This window comes from Janthinobacterium foliorum, assembly GCF_978021625.1.
In genome coordinates this window covers 45111-65633 of the sequence record NZ_CDXDQE010000013.1, presented here as the reverse complement: position 1 = coordinate 65633, position 20523 = coordinate 45111, and the positions used below count along the sequence as shown (strand labels likewise).

9 protein-coding genes are annotated in these 20523 nt (G+C 62.3%); 5 read left to right on the top strand and 4 right to left on the bottom strand.

Annotation, left to right across the window (positions count from 1 at the left end; translation table 11 throughout):
• Positions 1-102 precede the first annotated feature (102 nt).
• The 3 genes from ACZ92H_RS22925 (at position 103) to tldD (ending at position 6734) form a co-directional block, all read left to right on the top strand.
• Positions 103-4263, top strand: a complete 4161-nt coding sequence (locus tag ACZ92H_RS22925; protein WP_465051143.1) for a YhdP family protein — start codon at positions 103-105, stop codon at positions 4261-4263.
• A 30-nt stretch (positions 4264-4293) separates the two neighbouring features.
• Entirely contained in the window at positions 4294-5094 is an 801-nt protein-coding gene (locus tag ACZ92H_RS22920) for a carbon-nitrogen hydrolase family protein (RefSeq protein WP_131374159.1), read from the top strand.
• A gap of 179 nt (positions 5095-5273) precedes the next feature.
• On the top strand, positions 5274-6734 hold the full coding sequence (gene tldD, locus ACZ92H_RS22915) for a metalloprotease TldD (RefSeq protein WP_465051142.1): 1461 nt from the start codon (positions 5274-5276) through the stop codon (positions 6732-6734).
• 171 nt (positions 6735-6905) lie between these two features.
• Here the strand turns inward: tldD and ACZ92H_RS22910 are convergent, their stop codons facing one another.
• A complete protein-coding gene (locus tag ACZ92H_RS22910; protein ID WP_465051141.1) occupies positions 6906-9752 on the bottom strand; it encodes a TonB-dependent receptor in 2847 nt (948 codons plus the stop codon).
• Positions 9753-10285: 533 nt separating this feature from the next.
• Here ACZ92H_RS22910 and aroG point away from each other — a divergent pair.
• Positions 10286-11350, top strand: coding sequence for a 3-deoxy-7-phosphoheptulonate synthase AroG (aroG, locus tag ACZ92H_RS22905; RefSeq protein ID WP_465051139.1), 1065 nt, complete (start codon positions 10286-10288; stop codon positions 11348-11350).
• Between the two features lie 136 nt (positions 11351-11486).
• Here aroG and ACZ92H_RS22900 read toward each other — a convergent pair whose 3' ends face one another.
• The 3 genes from ACZ92H_RS22900 to ACZ92H_RS22890 form a co-directional block, all read right to left on the bottom strand.
• Positions 11487-14033: a TonB-dependent receptor gene (locus tag ACZ92H_RS22900; RefSeq protein ID WP_465051137.1), complete on the bottom strand. Its 2547-nt coding sequence runs from the start codon at positions 14031-14033 to the stop codon at positions 11487-11489.
• 462 nt (positions 14034-14495) lie between these two features.
• Positions 14496-17165 (bottom strand): TonB-dependent receptor, encoded by a 2670-nt coding sequence (locus tag ACZ92H_RS22895; RefSeq protein WP_465051135.1) that lies wholly within the window; start codon positions 17163-17165, stop codon positions 14496-14498.
• A 358-nt stretch (positions 17166-17523) separates the two neighbouring features.
• Positions 17524-20229 (bottom strand): TonB-dependent receptor, encoded by a 2706-nt coding sequence (locus ACZ92H_RS22890; protein WP_465051219.1) that lies wholly within the window; start codon positions 20227-20229, stop codon positions 17524-17526.
• On the opposite strand from ACZ92H_RS22890, the gene ACZ92H_RS22885 reads away from it, so the two are divergent.
• Positions 20180-20521, top strand: coding sequence for a hypothetical protein (locus tag ACZ92H_RS22885; RefSeq protein ID WP_465051225.1), 342 nt, complete (start codon positions 20180-20182; stop codon positions 20519-20521). The genes ACZ92H_RS22890 and ACZ92H_RS22885 overlap by 50 nt on opposite strands.
• The last annotated feature ends 2 nt before the right edge of the window (positions 20522-20523 follow it).

Sequence of the window (20523 nt, the reverse complement as noted above, 5' to 3'; positions counted from 1 at the left end):
GCAAGGAGGCAGGCGCGCGCCACGAATGCAGACGATTTTTGCCATTATTTGACGCCAGGCCAGTTTATTAGCTTATTGATGCAAAAACCGCCAGAAGCAAGCGTGACAGAACATGTGCCATTGGCTCTGCGCTGGCAACGGCTGCGTGCCGCCTATCGCATGGCCAACCTGGCCACCCACCACGTGCTGGGTTTCGCCATCAAGGCCGTGCTGCTGGCATATTTCGCCTTTGCCGTGCTGTTCCTGTTCCTGCGCTACGCCATCCTTCCGAATATCGATTACTACAAAGGCGATATCGAGCGGGCGGCCAGCCGCGCGTTGGGCAATCCCGTCAGTATCGCGCGCATTTATGCTTCCTGGCATGGCGTGCGGCCGAATCTGTTTCTGGCCGATGTGGCCCTGCGCGACCAGACGGGACGCCTGGCGCTGAGCCTGCCGAGCGTGTCGGCCACCGTGTCGTGGTGGAGCGTGCTCGGCTCCGTGCGCTTTGAAACCCTGGAAATCACGCGGCCCGACCTGGACGTGCGGCGCAGCAAGGATGGCAAGCTGTATGTGGCCGGCGTGCTGGTCGACAATCGCCAGGGCAGCGATGGCAAGGGCGCCGACTGGCTGCTGTCGCAGCACGACATCATCATTCGAGACGGCAAGGTGCGCTGGACGGACGAGGCGCGCGGCACCCCCGAACTGGCACTGGAACAGGTCAATTTGCTGCTGCGTAACCGCTGGCGCAGCCACCGCCTGGGCTTGCAGGCGACACCGCCCGCCAATCTCGCCGCGCCCATCGATGTGCGCGCTCACTTCGTGCATCCGCCTTTCAGCACGCGTATCTCGGATGTGTCGATGTGGAAAGGGGAGCTGTATGCGGACCTGAAAAATGCCGATCTGGCCGCCTGGCGCCGCTACCTTGATTACCCGTTCGAACTAAGCCAGGGCAAGGGCGCCCTGCGTGCCTGGCTGAGCCTGGACCATGCGCGCCTGGCCGGCTTCACGGCGGACGTGGGCCTGACGGATGTACAGGCGCAGCTGGGCGAGCATATCGCCCAGCTCGACCTGCTGACCGTCAGCGGTCGTATTTCTGCCAAAGAAGAATTGTCGGCGCAGGTGCCGGACGGCAAGCCTACTTTCGGCGCGAACGGGCACCAGGTGCAGTTGACGAATTTCGCGCTGGAAACACGTGATGGTCTCAGCCTGCCACCGACGACCCTGTCCGAGCGCTATATCGCCGCCACCAGGCGCAAGCCGGCGCAGACGGAGATCGCGGCCCAGTCGCTCGACCTGCAAACGCTGGCTGCGCTGGCCGACAAGTTGCCGCTGGGCCAGCAGCAGCGCCAGCGCCTCGAAGCCCTGGCGCCACGGGGGCGCCTGGAAGACTTTTCCGCGCAATGGCAGGGAGATATCGCCACGCCCGCCAGCTACCGGCTACGCGGCAAGCTCATCGAGCTGGGCCTGAATGCGCAGCCGGCGCGCCTGGCCGTGGCGAAGACGGCCAGCACCCCCGCGCAGGCCGCCGCGCCAGCCATTCCCGGCTTTGACCACCTGACGGGCACGATCGATGCCAGCGACAAGGGCGGCACCATCAGCATCGCCGCGCAAGACCTGGTGTTGCAGCTGCCTTCCTACCTGAGCGAACCGGCCATGCCGTTCGAACAATTCACCATGCAGGCGCGCTGGGCGTTTGAAGCGGAAAATATGCTGCAAGTCGAGCTCGACAAGCTGGACTTCGACCAGCAAGGCTTGCGCGTCAGCTTGCATGGCTCGCACCGCATGCCGCTCGACGGCAAGAACCTGGGCCAGGTGGATGTGACGGGCACGATCGACAATTTCGAAATCAACACCATCGGCCGCTACCTGCCCATGCAGACGCCCGAACACCTGCGCCACTGGCTGACGGGCGCCCTGGAAGGCGGCGTGGCGCGCGACGTCAGCCTGCGCCTGCGCGGCGAACTCGAGCATTTCCCGTTCAATGCGGCCACGCCGGCCCAGCGCAACCGTGGCGACTTCCGCGTGGCGGGCAAGATCGACAATGGCACCTTGAATTACGCGCCGGGCGAATTTGCCGAAAGCGGCCCGCTGGCCGGCAAGGCGCCGCTGTGGCCGCAGGCGGAGAAGATCAAGGGCAGCTTTGTTTTCGAGCGGGCGCGCATGGAAATTCGCGGCGACACGGCCACCACGGGCGGCGTGGCCTTGAGCAACGTGAAAGCCGTGATTCCCGACCTGACCGTCTTCGACACCTTGCTCGACATCGATGGCAATGCGGCCGGCCCGATGCAGGAATTCCTCAAATACGTGACGGCCAGCCCCGTGCTGGGCTGGATCGAGCATTTCACGGATGAAACGACGGCCACCGGCAATGCCAAGCTGGCATTGAAGCTGCACCTGCCGATCGAGCGCCTGATGGAATCGACGGTGCAAGGCAGCCTGCAGCTGGCCGGCAACGACGTGGTGCTGTTCCACGACATGCCGCCCGTGCTGGGCACGCAGGGCAAGATCGAATTCAACGAGAAGGGCGTCAATCTGAATGGCTTGAATGGCAGCCTGCTGGGCGGGCCCCTGGCCATCTCGGGCGGCAGCCAGCCGGACAATTCCATCCAGGTGAAGATTGCCGGCAACATGACCATCGACGGCTTGCGCAAGACGTATCCGGCGCCCGTGCTGCAGCGCCTGGCCAAACACTTGAATGGCGGCGCCCGTTATAACGGCTTGATCACGGCGCGCGACCACCAGGTGGTGGTGAACGTGGAGTCGCCGCTGACGGGGCTGGGGCTGGATTTCCCCGCGCCCCTGAAAAAGGCGGCGGGCGACAGCTTGCCCGTGAAATTCACCCTGACGGGCAATGCGGCGAATGCGGCAGGTTTGCGCACGGATGAGATCCGCATCGCCCTCGGTTCCGGCATCGCGGCCCGCTACCAGCGCCAGAAGCAGGGCAAGGACGCGTGGCGCCTGGTGCGCGGCGGCATCGGCGTGAACGTGCCGGCGCCGGAACCGGACAGTGGCATGATGCTCAACGTTAATATGAAGTCGCTGGACGTGGATAGCTGGATCGACGCCGGCAGCGAAATTGCCGGTAGCGGCACTGCTCCCTCCGATGCAGGCGCTGCCGACGGCGATGCGCCCGATATCGCGCAATACGTGGTGCCCGACATGATGGCGGCGCGCGCCAGCGAGCTGTTGCTGGGCGAGCGCAAGCTGGAAAACGTGGTGGTGGGCGCCACGCACCAGAAAGATGTATGGCAAGCCAATATCGACGCGAAGCAGGTGTCCGGCTATGTGACGTGGCTGGAAACGCCGTCCGGCCTGGGCAAGATGACGGCCCGCCTGTCCTCGCTGATCATTCCCGAGTCGGCCGCCAACGATGTGAAGAATCTGCTTGAAGGCAAGAGTGCCGCCCAGTCGATCCCGTCGCTCGATATCGTCGCCGAGCAATTTGAACTGTTCAACAAGAAGATCGGCCGGCTGGAGTTGCAGGCGTATAACACCATGGCGGCCGGCGGACGCGAGTGGAGAGTGGGCAAGCTGCAATTGTCGAATCCCGATGGCGCGCTGAGCGGCAATGGCAAATGGGTCATCAAGGATGGCCAGAGCACGACCAGCCTGCGCTTCGGCCTCGATATCGTCGATGCGGGCAAGCTGCTCGACCGCTTTGGTTTCGTCGACACCGTGCGCCGCGGCAAGGGGCGCCTGAGCGGCGACATCGCCTGGAATGGCTTGCCGTATTCGCTCGACATCCCCACCTTGTCGGGGCAGATCGAAATGAATGTGGAATCGGGCCAGTTCCTCAAGCAGGACCCGGGCGCCGCCAAGCTGCTGGGCGTGCTCAGCCTGCAAGCCTTGCCCCGCTTGCTGAAACTCGATTTCCACGATGTGTTTTCCGAAGGCCTGGCCTTCGATGGCATCACGGCCAACGCCAGCATCAAGCGTGGGGTGGTGACGACCGATAACCTCAAGATGCATGGCGTGGCGGCGACCGTGCTGATGGATGGCAAGGCGGATATCGCCAATGAAACGACGAATTTGCACGTGGTGGTAATTCCCGAATTTAACCTGGGCACGGGCCCCCTCGTGTATGCGCTGGCCGTCAATCCCGTCATCGGCCTGGGCAGCTTCCTGGCGCAATTGTTCCTGCGCGCGCCCGTGATGAAGGCGCTGACCTATCACATGCAGATCGCCGGCCCCTGGAAGTCGCCCGTGGTGACCAAGCTCGATGGTGGTAAATTGGAGCCTGTCGCCGTGCCTGCCGCAGCGGCGGAGGCGGTGGCGAAATAGGCCACGCGTTTGAATGGACAAGAGGTGGAGATGATGCACACAGTCGCAGCGATACAGATGATTTCCTCGCCCTCCGTGGACGAGAACCTGGCCACGGCGCGGCGCCTGGTGGCGCAGGCGGCAGCCGCTGGCGCGATGCTGGTGGTGCTGCCGGAATACTGGGCCATCATGGGCCGGCAGGAAACGGACAAGCTGGGCCACGCGGAACACGCCGGCAGTGGCCCCATCCAGGATGGCATGGCGCAGATGGCGCGCCAGCACGGCATCTGGCTGATTGGCGGCACCTTGCCCCTGATCTCGGGCCAGGAAGGGAAAGTGCTGAACACCACCCTGGTGTACAACCCGCAAGGCGAGCCGGCCGGGCGCTACGACAAGATCCACCTGTTCGGCTTTACGCGCGGCACCGAATCCTATAATGAATCGCGCACCATCGTGCCCGGCGCGCAGGTGCGCTCGATCGAGACGCCGTTCGGCCGGGTCGGCTTGTCCGTCTGCTATGACTTGCGCTTTCCCGAGCTGTACCGCGCCATGGGCGATTGCGCGCTGATGGTCGTGCCGGCCGCGTTTACCCACACGACGGGCCGCGCCCACTGGGAAGTGCTGCTGCGCGCGCGCGCCATCGAAAACCAGTGCTATGTGCTGGCTTCGGCGCAAGGCGGCCTGCATCCGAATGGCCGCCGCACCTGGGGTCACAGCATGCTGATTGACCCGTGGGGCGAAGTCAAGGCCGTGCTGCCCGAGGGCGAAGGCGTGGTCAGTGGCGCCATCGATTCGCTGTTTTTGGCCGGCGTGCGCGAATCCTTGCCCGCCCTGGCACACCGCACCATGTGAGGGCGACCCGACATGCGCTACCGCGCGCCGCGCTTTGCGCCCTGCGATGCTGGCCGGCTCGGCGCCCCGGCTCGGCGCCCCCTGCGAGGGCACGGGGCGCTGCTTGGCCACAAATTGCTGCCGCCCGCTACGCTACGGCCAGGTATTGGAAGTGAATTGAATTTTGAGAAAAGATAGCCATGAATCCATTTGAACCCAATCTGTCCAGCCTGGCCGTGGCGCGCGAGATTTTGCTGACGCCTTTTGGCCTGGACGAAGACAAGCTGCTCAAGGCCCTGGGCACGATGTTTACGCACAAGGTCGATTATGCCGACCTGTACTTCCAGTTCACCAAGAGCGAAGGCTGGAGCCTGGAAGAGGGCATCGTCAAGACGGGCAGCTTTTCCATCGACCAGGGCGTGGGCGTGCGTGCCGTGTCCGGCGACAAGACGGCGTTTTCGTACTCCGACGAGATTTCCGAACGGGCCCTGCTGGAAGCGGCGGCCGCCACGCGCACCATCGCACGCGCTGGCGCCGGCAAAGTCAAGATCGCGGGACAGACGCTGGCGCAGGGCGGACGCTCCTTGTACCTGCCCAACGATCCGCTGGCCTCGCTCGATGCCACGGCCAAGGTGCAGTTGCTCGAACGCGTGGAAAAGATGGCGCGTGCGAAAGATCCCAGAGTCGTGCAAGTGATGGCGGGCCTGGCCGGTGAATACGACGTGGTGCTGGTGCTGCGCAGCGACGGCGTGCTGGCGGCCGACATCCGCCCGCTGGTGCGCGTCTCGCTGACGGTGATCGCCGAACAGGACGGGCGCCGGGAAACGGGGTCGGCCGGTGGTGGCGGACGCTACAGCTATGACTATTTCAGCGATGCCGTGCTGGAGCAGTATGCGGCGGACGCCGTCAATTCGGCGCTGGTCAACCTGGAAGCGCGGCCCGCGCCCGCCGGCCCCATGACCATCGTGCTGGGGCCGGGCTGGCCCGGCATCCTGCTGCACGAGGCGATCGGCCACGGCCTGGAGGGCGATTTCAACCGCAAGGGTTCGTCCGCGTTCTCCGGCTGCATCGGCGAGCGTGTGGCCGCCAAGGGCGTCACCGTGGTCGACGATGGCACGCTGGCGGGCCGCCGCGGTTCCCTGAATATCGATGACGAGGGCAACCCGACGCAGTGCACGACCCTGATCGAGGATGGCATCCTGAAGGGCTATATCCAGGACACCATGAATGCGCGCCTGATGAAGATGCCCGTGACGGGCAATGCGCGCCGTGAATCGTTCGCCCACCTGCCCATGCCGCGCATGACCAATACGTACATGCTCGGCGGCGACAGGGATCCGGGCGAAATCCTCGCTTCCGTAAAAAACGGCCTGTATGCCGTCAATTTCGGCGGCGGCCAGGTCGATATCACCAACGGCAAGTTCGTCTTCTCCGCCAGCGAAGCGTACATGATTGAAAACGGCAAGCTCAGCTACCCGGTGAAGGGCGCGACCCTGATCGGCAATGGCCCGGATGTGCTCAACCGCGTCTCCATGATCGGCAACGACATGCGCCTCGATTCCGGCGTGGGCGTGTGCGGCAAGGAGGGGCAGAGCGTACCCGTGGGCGTGGGGCAGCCGACCCTGCGCCTCGATGGCATCACGGTCGGCGGGACAGCCTGATTTTTCGGACACTGGGAAGCCAGCGCGATTGTCGGATTACGTCCTCCGGGCTAATCCGACCTACTTTTTTCTGACATGGCGCTCGCGTAGGTCGGGTTAGCGTAAAGCGCGTAACCCGACACCACCAGTACGCCAACAGCACCGGCCGTGCCGACACGGCTGCTGGATTTCTCAGAATTTGTACTTCACCCCCGCACTGAAAAACCGTCCCGCCGCACCCGCGTAATCGAGCGGGTTGTAGCCCGTGGCACCGTAAGTCAGCGGGTCCAGCGGGGCGATCTTGTCGAACAGGTTTTGCACCGACGCAAACACTTCCAGCTTGGGCGTGGCCAGCCAGCGGCCCGTCAGGTCCACCGTGGTGAACGAGGCGATGCGGCAGCCGCGCGGCGCGTCCGTGCCGTCGGCGAAATGCGTGGCGCAGCCGTCCGGATCGTTCTTGAACAGCACGTTGTCGAGGTGGGCACGGTAGTTGACGTTGGCCGTGACGCGCCAGTTCTGGCGTTCCCAGGTGGCGCCCAGGTTGACGCGGTCTGCCGGCGTGCCCATGCAGTTCGAGACGTCGCAATTGCCATGCGTGCCGGCGAAATCGCGCTGCGTGCCGTCCTGTTCCGTGCGCAGCCATTTGTACAGGTGTGTCCACTTCACGTCGAAGGTCAGGTTGCCGTAGTCGCCGCCCAGGTTGAAGCGCTGGCGCGCGTCGACATCGAGGCCGCGCACCGTCGTCTGCGCCGAATTGACATAGTTGGCCAGCACGGCCGTGATGGCGCCCGGATCGCCGGCGATGCCGGTGGCCGTCGACGGGTCGCGCGACACATGGCCTTCGGCGATGGCCGTATCCGTTTGCTCCTGGTTGATTTCATTCTTGCGGCGGATTTGCCACAGGTCGACGGAAATGCTGGTGCGCGGCAGCGGATCCCACACGGCGCCCACGGAATAGCTGCGCGAACGCTCGGGCGACAGGTTCGGGTTGGGCGAGGTGATGACGGCGATCGAGGCGGGATCGCAGGCGACCGCCACGCCCAGCGCGCAGCGCAGCGGATCGCTGGCGGTGGAGAACGCGGCCAGGCCGCCGACGCCGTTTTCCGCTGCGCTGGGGGCGCGAAAGCCCTTGGCGAAGGTGCCGCGCAGGGCCAGTTCGCGCACGGGTGTCCACTTCACGCCGACTTTTGGCGTGTAGGAGTTGCCCACGTCGGTGAAATGGTCGGCGCGCAGGGCGCCCGACAGTTCCAGGTTCCTCAGCACGGGGGCCAGCACTTCCGCGTAGATGGCCGAGGCGTTGCGGCTGCCCTTGTAGGCCGAATAGCCGAGGCCGATGATATTGCCCCGTTCCGTGCCCGTCGTGGGTTTGAGTTCCGTCGCTTCATGGCGAAACTCGGCACCCAGGGCCACGCCCAGGGCGCCACCGTCGAGCTTGCCCATTTCGCGGCTGGCCTTGAAGTCGACTTGTGCGATATGCGTCTTGGCATCATTCGAGATGCGCGGCGACAGCGCCGCATACAGTTCGGGCGAATTGAGGCCCGCGTTTTCCGCGATGCGCCACAGGCTGCCGGCAGGCAAGGCCGCATACGCGGGATTCAGGCTGGCGGCCGCCACGTTGGCGGCGGTGGGGTTGAGCAGGGCGAAGGCGACGTCGCGCTGCAGGTAGCCGTTCAGGTCGTTCGAGACCTTGTTTTGCGAGTACAGCAGGGCGCTGTCGATGTCCCAGCCCGCCACGGCGCCCTTGATGCCGGCAACGAAGCGCGTGAAGGTGGAATCGACTTCCGACAGGCGCGGCCCCACGTCGGCCGCCAGGTAGCGCAGGCGCGCCGCCGTGCCGAAATACGGGTTGTCCGGGTGGTCGGCGCCCAGCGACACGCCCGCATTGCTGACAGGGCCGCCCGGAAAACCGACCGAACCGCTGACGGTCGACGGCGTGGTGGCCGAGTTCGATTCGCTGTGATACAAGTTCAGTTCGGCATAGGTTTGCAGCGCCGGCGTCAGTTGCCAGGCGGCGCGGCCAAAGAAGTTGATGTTCTTTTGCTTGGGCTGGATCTGGCCATATTGCTGCGCCGCGTCCGTCAGGCAGCCGCCGCCGGGGTCGCCTTGCGGATGGTTCGTGAAGTTGCCGCAGGCAGCGCCGGGGAAGGTGCGCGTAAAGCCCACGCCGGCCAGGTTGCCCCGGTTGTAGTAGTCGAGCGTGTCGGGATTGCGCACATTGCCGTTGACGGCGCTGCCGGCCGCATTATTCGTGGTGATGGCACCGGCGCCGCTGAGGGTTTCCTGCGCGCTGAAACCCAGGTCGCGCAAGTCGCTGCGGCCGACGGCGCCCCGGCCGGCACGGTCGCGGTTCCAGATGGCGGCCTTTTCGCTGTATTCGAGGTTCAGCAGCACGTTGTAGCGGTCCTTGTCGATGTCGCCAAAGCCATGCGTGATGGCGGCGCGCGCGTCGCGTCCGTCCCAATCCTTGGTCTTGCCGTAGTTGCCCTTGATGGCCGTGCCCTGGTAGTCGCGCCGCAGGATCACGTTGACCACGCCGGCAATGGCGTCCGAACCGTAGATGGCCGAGGCGCCATCCTTGAGGATTTCCACGCGCTCCACGGCTTCCAGGGGAATGATGTTCAGGTCGGCAAATACTTTCTGCCCGTCGTCCGCCAGGCCGTAGGGCGCCACCCTGCGGCCGTTCAGCAGCACCAGGGTCGAGGCCGTGCCCAGGCCGCGCAGCGACACGCCCGACGCGCCGGCCGCAAAGCCGTTGCCGAACGTGGTGGGCACGGAACCCTGGTTGTCGACGGCCAGGGTTTGCAGCAGTTCGGCGACGCTGGATTTGCCCGATTTCTCGATATCGGCCGCGTTCAGGGTTTGCACGGGCGACGCCGTTTCCGCTTGCGCGCGGCGGATGTTGGAACCGGTGATTTCCACGCGGGCGATAGGCGCGGCGTCCTGCGCCAGCACGGGCAGGCTCAGCAGGGCGCCAGCCAGGGCCAGGCCCAGGCGGGGCGGCGAGATGCAAACGGGATGGGCGAGTGTCTTATGGATCATGCTGTTCTCCGGGTAGGGGCCGACTCTCAAAGGTGATCGGTGCGTCTTCGAGTCTTGTCTTTGCAGCCGTCGCGGATTAGATATTGATCAGAAGTGTGTCGCTTGCCGCGGCCTGCCGGGGCGTTCGTGGCGCATGCGCCACGACGGACACAGCGCTAGTGGGCGGAGGCGGAGGCCATCCGCCTCTGTCATGGAGAGCGCGCTTGGGACGCCTGCCCGGCGCAATTTTTTATGCTTTTTGCAGTGCGCTACAGTGTGAAACGGCAGCACCATGCGGCTTTGCCGACAAATATGCTTGCCAACCCTTGCAATTTAGGTTTATAGTCGTTCATCACTTACGGATGACTCGCATGTTCGCTCGCCACTTTTTTACCGCTTACTTTTACTTTAGCAATTCCAACCCAAAGGCGGTGGAGTAGCGGTCGGTTCACGTAGCAGCAAAACGAGATCCCAGCAAATTCTAAAAAACCGCCACTGATGGCGGTTTTTTTTTACCCAGATGTTTTACCCATCCTTAAATTTTGGAGAAAATAATGCCCCGCACCGATGATTTGCGTATTCGTGAAATGAAGGAATTGACCCCGCCGTCCCACCTGATCCGCGAATTCGCCTGCTCGGAGCAAGCCGAACAGACCGCCGCCAGCGCCCGCATTGCCCTGCACCGTATCCTGCACGGCCAGGATGACCGCCTGATGGTGGTGATCGGCCCGTGCTCCATCCACGATACCAAGGCGGCCATGGAATATGCGCGCCTGCTGGTCAAGGAGCGCGCGCGTTTCGCCGGCGAACTGGAAATCGTCATGCGCGTGTACTTCGAGAAACCGCGCACCACGGTGGGCTGGAAAGGGCTGATCAATGACCCGTACATGGATAACAGCTTCCGCATCAACGATGGCTTGCGCATGGCGCGCGAACTGCTGCGCGACATCAACGAGCTGGGCCTGCCTGCCGGCACGGAATTCCTCGACGTGATCAGTCCGCAATACATCGCCGACCTGATCAGTTGGGGCGCCATCGGCGCGCGCACCACGGAATCCCAGGTGCACCGCGAACTGGCGTCGGGACTGTCGTGCCCCGTCGGCTTCAAGAACGGCACGGACGGCAATGTGAAAATCGCCGTGGAAGCCATCAAGGCCGCTTCGCAGCCGCACCATTTCCTCTCCGTCACGAAGGGCGGCCACTCGGCCATCGTCTCGACCAACGGCAACGAGGATTGCCATATCATCCTGCGCGGCGGCAAGACCCCGAACTATGACGCGGCCAGCGTGGACGAGGCGTGCAAGGCCATCGCCGCCCAGGGCCTGGCGGCGCGCTTGATGATCGACGCCTCGCATGCGAACAGCTCGAAAAAACCGGAGAACCAGATTCCCGTCTGTGCCGACATCGCCAGCCAGGTGGCGGCGGGCGATGGCCGCATCGTCGGCGTGATGGTGGAATCGCACCTGGTGGCGGGCCGCCAGGACCTGATCCCGGGCAAGGAGTTGATCTACGGCCAGTCCGTCACGGACGGCTGCATCGACTGGAGCGCCAGCGTGGCCGTGCTGGAAAACCTGGCGGCGGCCGTGAAGCAGCGCCGCCTGCAGGGCGACCAGGAATAAAATGCTGCGCAGCATGAAAAAAAGCCCGGAAAGCTAAGCTTTCCGGGCTTTTTTATTGCGTTCTAGACGCCTGACGGAAGCGTGGCGAGCGGCAGCGAGTGGCTGCCGCGACGCCCGTAGCTTGTGTCAGGTGGATTTAGAACTTGTAGGTGGCGCGCACGTAGAAGGTACGGCCCAGCGGATCGGCGAAACGCGGATCGTAGCCGGACTGGAAGGTACCGATCTGGTTACTGAACGGTGGATCTTCGTTCAGCAGGTTTTTCACGCCGACGGTGATTTCCGTGTTGTTGAAGCCAGAGTAGGCACCCGACAGCGACCAGACCGAGTATGCCTTGACGCTTTGCTCGAATTCAGGGTCGACGTAGTTCTGGTCGCGGTAGCCGCTCATGTACTTGTTCGACAGGGTAGCGTTCCACTTGTCCAGATTCCATTGCAGGGAGGCATTGTGTCTCCAGCGGAATACCGGTGCATTGTCGCCATACACGCCGACGTTTTGCACGAACTCGCCGCCGCGCTCGTTCTGGTATTCATACTTCTGTACCCAGGTACCGTCGAAGTTGAACGTGAAGTTGCCGTACTGGCTGCGTGGCAATTTCCAGTTCAGGCCCAGGTCGATGCCCGAGGTGTGCATTTCACCAAGGTTACCCAGTGTGGCCAACACGTAGTCGAGCTTGCCGTCAGCCGTATAGATGAAGTTGCTCTGATATTTCTCGTAGTTGTCGAACAGGGTCTGTTCGGCCACGGTGCCGATCTTGTCGCGCAGCTTGATCTTGAAGTAATCGAGCGAGACGGTGACCGATTTGACAGGCTCGATGACGATACCGGCGCTGAAGGTCTTCGATTTCTCAGGGCCGACGTCCGGATTGCCGCCCGAACGGATGTATTGCTGCGCGCCGCAGGCCACGTTGCTGTTGGCGCCAGGGATGGCGACGCCGCCAGGGCACAGGCGCGGGTCGTCATACTTGTTGGCCGTGAAGGTCTTGGTTTGCGGGCCATGCAGGTCATACAGGGTTGGTGCGCGGAAACCGGTATTGTAGGAACTGCGCAGCAGCACCTGGGGCGTTGGCTGCCAGCGTACGCCGACTTTCGGGTTGAAGCTGCCGCCGACGTCGTTGTAGTGGTCATAACGGGCGGCCAGCGACAGTTCCAGATCTTTGACGACAGGAATGCTCAGCTCGGAGAAAATGGCGGAGATGTTGCGGCTGCCCGACTGGTTCTGTGCTTCGGCGTAGCCGGAGCTCGATGCCTGGCCAGCCAGGTCGCGGTTCACGTTGTATTCCGCTTTGTCGTTGCGGAATTCCGTGCCGACGGCGAAACCGACGGCACCTGCAGGCAGGTTGAACAGCTCGCGGCTGATCTTGGCGTCAACCGCCGTGCTGGTCATTTTGGCGCTCAGGTACTCGCCTTTCAGCACGGAGTCGTTCAGGTAGGCCTGGCCGGCAGCGCTCTGTTCGCCAAACGGATTCAGGATGCCGCTGCCAACGCCGTCAATGATGCGCTGGTCGTTCAGGTAGCCGCCCGTGAAGGCGCTGGTGGCCTTGCTGACGGAGTAGCTGAGGCCGACGTTATAGTCCCATGCGCCCAGCACGCCTTCGGAGGCCAGTACCAGGCGATCCGAGGTGCTGGTATCGAAGCCGCTGCGCTGGCCCGACGCCACTGGACGCCAGCTGATGTCCAGATCTTCACCCGACAGGCCAGGCACGGCTGGCACGCCGCCGCTGCCGCCTGGATAGTAAGGCGAGCTCGACGACATGAGGATGCCGATGTTCGACATTGGCGGCGGCGAGATGCGCGCTTCGTTGGTGCTGCGCGAATGCAGGTATTCGATGGTGGCCAGGTGATCCTGGTTCAGCTTGAAACTGGCCTTGCCCAGGAAGGATTCCTGCTGGGTCTTTGGAATGGCCTGGATGAACGGCGTGACATCCATGGCGCAAGTGCTTTTGCCGGACGTGTTCTTGTACAGGTTCGGGCCCACGCAGCCGGAGGCGAAGGCCGGGTTGCCGATCACGCCATTGCCCGTATCGTAGAAGTTGGCAGGGAAGGTGGTGCCGCTCAGGTTATCGACGCCCTTGCTTGGAATGTAGCCGCTCTTCGAGAAGGAACGGTCGGCCGCGCTCAGCGCCGACTGGCGGTGCACGTCGACGACGCCGAAGACGTTGAAGCCGTCTTTGTTCAGGTCGCCATAGCCGGCCGACAGGTTCAGGCGCGACTCGTCGCCGCCGCCCGCTTTTTGTGGCTCGTAATGTTCGACGGTCACGGAACCGCCCTTGACCGAACGCTTGGTGATGAAGTTGATCACGCCGCCGATGGCGTCGGTGCCGTAGATGGCGGAAGCGCCGTCACGCAGCACTTCGACGCGCTCCAGGGCCGAAATCGGAATGATGTTCAGGTCGACGGACGAGCCGTTGAACGGGTGGCTGGCGATACGGCGGCCATTCAGCAGTACCAGGGTCTTGTCGCCGCCGATGCCGCGCAGGTCGGCGACGGACTGGCCGCCCGTGCCGGAGCCGACGGATTGCGAGCTGCTTTGCGAACTTTGATTCATGGAAATGGTGGACAGGACTTCCTGTGCCGTCGTCAAGCCTTGCTTGGCGAAATCGTCAGCCTTGATCGAGGTGATCGGCAACGCGGTTTCCGACGCCAGGCGCTTGATGCTCGAGCCCGTGACTTCCACACGTTGCATGGCGCCTTCGGTTGTTTCCTGAGCATATGCTGCGTGCATGCCCAAGGCCAGGCTGCCAGCAAACATGAGGCGCAGCGACCGCGATATTACACTTTCAATCATCATTTGTAATTCCTTGTTTTTGTGATAAAGGTGGCAATTATCTTGATATAAGTTGTTGCTTGCTAACAATTTATTTGCTTCTTTTAAATTTCACCAGTGAAAATTCGGTAAATTTTCCGGACCCTCATCAAAACATTCACCATTCATATTGTCAATTTCGTGCAGACTTTTTGGACGAAATGCAACATATTGCTAATCTTTTTGCATTACTTCAGTAATAAAATATCGCGAACACTTGTCAGGCATGCTCAGGCGCGTAAAATAAAACGGCGCGCATCATGCCTGATGGCGCCGTCTCTGGGGCTGCAGGCAAACGCTGGTCAGCGCCGCCCCGTTCATGTCTGTTTCAGCCAATCTCCCTTAAAACGTATAGCTTCCGCGCAGGTAGTAGGCGCGTCCGACCGGGTCCGTATAGCGCGGGTCATAGCCTTTCTGGAACAGCGTGCCCTGGTTCGAGAACGGCGGTTCCTTGTCGAACAGGTTTTTCACGCCGGCCGTCAGCAGCAAGCCTTTCCACACATAGCTGCCCGACACGCTCAGCAGGCTGTACGACGGCACGTCGTGCTGGTACTGCGGGTCCACATTGTTCTGGTCCGTGTAGCCGGACTTGAACGTTTGCGACACGGTGGCGCCCCAGTTGCCCTTGCGCCAGTTCAGCGCGGCCGTGTGTTTCCAGCGGAACACGGGGTTGTTGTCCGCGTAGCGGCCCACGTTGGAAATGAATTCGCCGCCCCGTTCATTCTGGTAGTCATACTTGTGGGTCCAGGTGCCGTCCACCGACACGCTGAAATCGCCATAGGCGCTGCGGCCCAGGCGTGCATTGACGCTCAGGTCGATGCCGTCCGTCTTGACTTCGCCGAGGTTGTCGTTCAAGTCCAGGATGGCGTACGGTGAACCGTCGGGGTTGCGCAGGAACAGATCCTTGTACTTGGCGTAGTTGCCGTAGATCGATTGCTCGGGCAAGGAGGAAATCTTGTCCTTCAGATGGATGTTCCAGTAATCGATGGCCACCGTTATTTCCTTGACGGGTTCGAGCACGACGCCGAAGGCAAAGGTGGTGGATTTTTCCGGCTTCAGCTTTTCATTGCCGCCTTGCAGCTTGAACTGCTGCAAGTCGCAATCGCGCAGGGGATTGGCGCCCGGCTGCGGCACGCCGCCCGGGCACAGGATGGGATCGTCATACGAATCGTTGGTGTCGTTCTTCGATGGCGGCGCATTTTTTTCAAACAGCGTCGGGGCGCGGAAACCCGTGCTGGCCGAGCCGCGCAGCACCAGCGCGCTGCTGGCCTGGTAGCGCAGGGCCAGCTTTGGATTGGTGGTGCTGCCCACGTCGCTGTAGTGGTCGAAGCGGGCCGCCAGCTGCACTTCCAGATCCTTGATCAGCGGCAAATTGACTTCGCCAAACACGGCTTCGATGTCGCGCGAACCGTTCTTCGACAGCGAACCCGACAGCCCGGAGCTGGTGGCCTGGCTGGCGATATCGCGGTTCACATTGAATTCCGCCTTTTCGCGCCGCAGTTCGCCGCCCAGCGCGATGGCCAGCGGACCGCCCGCCAGTTGCATGAGTTCGCGGCTGCCCTTGATGTCGAAGCCGGTGGTGGTGACCTTGGCATTCTGCACTTCGCCGCGCAGGGCGGTGCTGTCCAGGTAAGCCTTGCCGGCGGCATCCTGCATGCCGAAGGGATTCAGGATGCCGTTCAACACGCCAGCGGCAAACGACGCGTCCTGCACATAGCCCCCCGTGAACTTTTCGGACGACTTGCTGATGGCATGGCTCAGGCCTGTTTTGTAGTCCCAGCCCGCCAGTTCGCCTTCGACGGCCACGACCAGGCGGTCCGCCTTGCCATCCGAATCGATCTGCCGCTGGCCTGCTTCCACCGGGCGCCAGTTGACGCTCAGCGGCTGGCCCGACAGGCCAGGCTGGGCTGGCACGCCGCCCGCGTTGCCCGGGTAGTATTTGCTGCTGATGGGCAGGATCAGACCCGTCTGCGGTGGTGGCGCCGTGCGCGCCTTGACCTTGTTTTCCGAGTGCAGATATTCCACGGTGGCCAGGTGGCCGCCGCCCAGCTTGAAGGCGCCCTTGCCGAAGAACGCCACTTGTTCCTGCGCCGGCAGATCGTCGATCTGGCGCGTGTAATCCTGGCGGCAGGTGCCATTCGCGGCGGCGACCGACAGGGGCGGATTGCAGCCCGTGGCCGCGTAGGGATTGCCGGCCAGGCCGTTGCCGCCGTTGGCGGCCGCGTCAAAGTAATTGCCAGGGAAAGTGGTGCCGCTGGTGAGTGACAGGCCGCGGTCCGGAATGATGCCGGTCTTGGAAAAATCGCGGTCTTGCGACGTGAGCACGTTCTGCTTGTGGTAGTCGACGACGCCGAAGATGTTGTAGCCGTCCGTGTCGAGCTTGCCGAAGCCCGTCGACAGGTTGATGCGGTGTTCGCCGCCCCCCTTGTGTTCCGGGGCGATTACCTCGGCAGTGATGTTGGTGACATTGATCGAGCGCTTGGTGATGAAGTTGATGACGCCGCCGATGGCGTCCGTGCCATAGATGGCCGAGGCACCGTCGCGCAGTACCTCGACCCTTTCCAGCGCGGCGATCGGGATGATGTTCAGGTCGACGCTGGCGCCGTCATACGGGTGGTTGGCGATGCGCCGGCCATTGAGCAGCACGAGGGTCTTGTCGCCGCCCAGGCCGCGCAAGTCGGCGCTGGCCTGGCCGCCCGTGGGCAAGCCGCTGGTGTTGCCGCCGACGGCATTGCCGCTGCCCATGCTGGAGGAATTCGAGGGGATCTTGCTGAGGACTTCCTGGGCCGTGGTCAGGCCCTGCTTGGCGAAATCCTCGGCCTTGAAGATGGAGAGGGGGGTGGCTGTTTCCGATACCAGCCGCTTGATGGAAGAACCGGTGACTTCAACGCGCTGCATGCCGGCGGTGTCGCCGGTGTCCTGGGCCAGTGCCGGCTGGCTGAGGATGCCGGCGGCAAGGCCGCCGGCGCAGATCAAACGGATGGAACGGGACAGGCATATTTCTCTAATCATGTTCAAGACTCCTGCTGAAGCGGTTGGCTAAAAGGGCAAGAACGGTCGCGCCGGTTGGCGCACCGAAAACATCGAAAAGTATTTATATCTTTTCAACCGATCCACTGTAATGAGCTGCAAAAGTCCTTGTCAACATGGCAAACAGCTTTGTGTGTCTAAACAACGCAGTGGATCATCGGTACTGATTTAAAACAAAGGAGATGCATTTTGTGCTGCATTTTTGACGAATATGGGTCTTGCTCGTGGGAAAGGTAGAAAACACCCGCTGCGCTGCAACGGGTGTCTTGGTGGATGGCATGATGATAGTGACTCAGCCGTGCCGGATGCGCAGGCTGCGCGTGGCAGCCTGGCCGTGCGCTTAGAAGAACTTGTAGCTGGCGCCCAGTTTGAAATAGCGGCCGATCGCGCCGCTGGCATCCATCGGGTTGTAGCTCATGCCGCCGTACGTGAGCGGATCGAGCGGGGCGATCTTGTCGGTCACGTTGTTGATCGAGGCAAACAATTGCAATTGCTTGCTGTAGTTCCAACGGGCCGACATGTCGAGCGTGGTAAACGAGGCCAGCTTGCAACCGGCCGGTGCCGGCGTGCCATTGGCCAGCTTGGAGGCGCACGGGTCGCCTTCAAACTTGATGTTTTTCATGTCCGAACGGTAGTTCAGCACGCCGCTGAGATTCCAGTTGCCCAGGTCCCACGAGCCGGTGACATTGATCTTGTCCTTCGGCGTACCGGCGCAGTTGGAGGTGTCGCAATTGCCGTGCGTGCCGGCGAACTGGTAGCGCACGGTGTTTGATTCGGCGCGTACCCATGAAGCGACATGCGTCCACGTCAGGCCGAAGGTGGCGCGGCCGTAGTCGCCCAGGCGCACGCGCTGCTTGATGTCCAGGTCGATACCCTTGATCTCCGTGTAGCTGGAGTTGCGGTAAGGTGCCTTGGTGATCAGCAAGGTGCCCGTGTTCGGCGTGACGACGCCGTTGATGGTCAGGTTGTTGTCGGAACGAATGGCTGTCGGCAGGGCTGCCGCTTCGTTGTATGGCAGGGGATTGATCTCGTTTTCACGCTTGATTTTCCAGCCGTCCAGCGACATGCTCGTATCGTTGAACGGATCCCACACGAGGCCCAGGGTGTAGCCCTTGGATTTTTCCGGCTTGAGGTTCGGGTCGCCGATCTTGACGGCCGCCACTTGCAGTTCGCAGTCGCTGGCATTGGCGCCAGGCAATTGCTTGCCGCCTGGGCAGCGCACGGGATCGCTCACGGTCGAGGTGCCGGTCGATTGCGAGTTGGCATTGCTTTCGGCAGGTCCCGGCGCGCGGAAACCTTCCGAATACGTGCCGCGCAAGGCGAAGGTTTTCACCGGCGTCCACTTGGCGCCCAGTTTCGGCGTCGTCGACGAGAAACGGTCGTATTTGTCATAGCGCAAGGCAGCAGACAATTCCACCGTCTTGATCACGGGCGCCAGGACTTCCAGGAAGACGGCCGACACCTTGCTGTCGCCTTTGGCCGCCACATAGCTGGAGTTGATCGAACCATTTTCCGTGCCCGATAGTGATGGATTGTCGAGCTTGTCGCGGCGGTGTTCCGCTCCCACTGCCAGGCCCATGGTGCCGCCCGGTAGTTGCATCAGTTCGCGCGACGCCTTGAAGTCGATAATGTCGAGCTTGGTCGTTGAGTCGGAGGTGGCGTTCGTCACCATGGCAGCGTACAGCGATGCGGGGTTTTTGCCCGCCTGTGCGCCGATGTAGTAAGGGAAGTAAGGACTGTTCGGATTGCCCAGGGCATCCTTGACGACGGCCATGTTGAGCATGCTGCTGTAATCGAGATGCAGCTTCGATTCCGAATGCGTGTAGCCGGCATCGTAGTCCCAGCCCATGGCGTTACCCTTGACGCCAAGCACGATGCGGTTGAACTTATTGTTGGCCTGGCGCGTGCTGGCGCCAGCATCGAAGGCCTGGTAGCGCACGCGCACCGGCACGCCGTACGGATTTTGCGGATGATTGGCGGCCAGTACGATGGTGGTGCCCGCACCGGAACCGTAGTTGATGACGCCGGTCGGCGAGGTGGCATTCGGCGGGAATGCGATGGTCGGCGTGATCGACGGCGGGATGACGGTAAATGCCGTGTCGCGTTTCGAGTAGCCCGCTTCCGCATACACTTGTGTATCGGAATTGACTTGCCAGCTGCCACGCGTGTACAGGTTGATCGATTCGATCTTTGGCTGCATCGAACGGAACTGGTCGTGATGCCACAGGCAGCCGCCCTTTGGATCTTGTGGCGACGAGACAGACAAGGTCGAGCAGCCGGGCAGGGCGACATAATTGTTGGTGACGGGGTCGCGGATCAGGCCTACCGGCGATGCGTTCGCATCGTTGGTGCCATTGATATAACCGCCTGCGAACTGGGTGTTGATCGCATAGCCATACGGACGCAGGTCGCCTTTGCCTATCCATTTGCGGTCCGCGCGATCCTTGTTCATCAGCATGTCCGATTTGGCGTATTCGGCATTGATGACGAAGTTGTATTTGTCTGTGTCCAGATTGCCCTTGCCAAAGGTCAGCGATGCGCGGTGCTGCTTGGCATCGCTGTCGCCGGAAATGCCCGTATCGCCTTTCAGGGTCAGGCCTTCGAAGTCCTTGCGCAGAATGATGTTGACGACGCCGGCGATGGCGTCCGCGCCGTAGGTGGACGAGGCGCCATCCTTGAGAATTTCGATGCGTTCAACGATCTGCATCGGCACGGTGGAGAGGTCGGTGAAGCTTTTCTGCCCGTCATCGGCGCGCGCGAATGGCGCCATGCGGCGGCCGTTGAGCAGCACCAGGGTGGAGGTGGCTCCCAGGCCGCGCAGCGAGATGGCCGTGGAGCCGGCGGCAAAGCCGTTGCCGAAGCCGGTCGGCAGCGAGCCCGCGCCATCGGCGGTCAGGGTTTGCAGGTATTCGGCCACGGTGGCCTTGCCTGATTTCATCAAATCATCGCGGGTGATCACTTGCACGGGCGACGCCGTCTCCGCCGTGGCTCGCTTGATGCTCGAACCTGTAATTTCCACCCGTTGCACATTGGCGTCCTGCGCCATTGCCGGCACAGCCATCATGCCAAGGCTGACTGCTGCTACGCTACCTGAAAAAATCAGGCGTACGGAGCGGGATATAACTGTTTCCATCATCATTCTCGAAACTCCGAAAGAAGCTAGGCAGGCCGTTTTGCGGCACCACGTCGCTAGTCTGAAAAAGATTGCTGCGTCGGCAATCGCTGTGGATGTTTCGGCAGATTTGATGTCTGCCGCAATCAATAAGACCATTTGCCGTGAAACATTGTCAACGCGCGCATGTGACATTTCGGTATGGAAACAACAGTGTTTTTTATAAAT